Annotated in this window: 1 protein-coding gene and 1 pseudogene; one reads left to right on the top strand and one right to left on the bottom strand. The window is 70.7% G+C overall.

Features of this window, described 5'->3' with window-relative positions; genetic code table 11:
* The coding region (locus FQ755_RS06010) for a DUF934 domain-containing protein (RefSeq protein WP_144152107.1) at positions 1–179 on the top strand (179 nt) is incomplete at its 5' end.
* Between the two features lie 34 nt (positions 180–213).
* Here the strand turns inward: FQ755_RS06010 and FQ755_RS06005 are convergent.
* Positions 214–564 (bottom strand): annotated as a pseudogene (locus tag FQ755_RS06005) (alpha/beta hydrolase); the annotation flags it as partial.

The following is a 564-nucleotide window of genomic DNA, read 5'->3' as shown; positions in this document are numbered from 1 at the left end:
TGATGCAGCGCACCGGTTTTTCCAGCGCGGTGCTGGCCGAGGGCGTCGCACCCGAGGACGCGCGGCGCCAGTTGGCGCGCTTCCCGGCCTTCTACCAGGGCGATGCCAGGCAGGACGCGCCCTATCGGCGCGAGGGGGAAGACGGCGCGGCGGCGGACGCGACGGCGCCATCCGCCTGACGAAAGCCGGGAGGACCGTCCCGGCAATCGCGCTTCAACCCTGCCCGCCCATCGCCGGGCAGGAAGCGGGAATCGGCTGCCCCAGCAGGACCGCCGTGCCGCATTCGGAGGTGAACATGCGCAGGTTGTCGTGGCCGACGCCGGGCACCTCCACCAGCGTCTGCGTGAAATCGAAAGGATGCCGCGCGCGCAGGTAGTCGAAATAAGCCAGCCCGCGCGCGAACCGGTTCGGCCCCTGGGCCATCGCCGCGCAGGAGCGATCGATGAAGTGCGTGGCGGGATCCGTGTCGGCCGTGCCGAGCAGGTAAACCACGTCGCGCGCCACGTAGCGGCGCTCGAAATCGGCCTTGCCTTGCGCCGTCACATAGGGCGGCGCGCCGTCGAA

Source organism: Paraburkholderia sp. BCC1885 (assembly GCF_900996235.1).
In the GTDB taxonomy this organism is placed as follows: domain Bacteria; phylum Pseudomonadota; class Gammaproteobacteria; order Burkholderiales; family Burkholderiaceae; genus Paraburkholderia.
The sequence above is the reverse complement of the archived record's forward strand: the minus strand, read 5'-3'. Positions and strand labels throughout refer to the sequence as shown.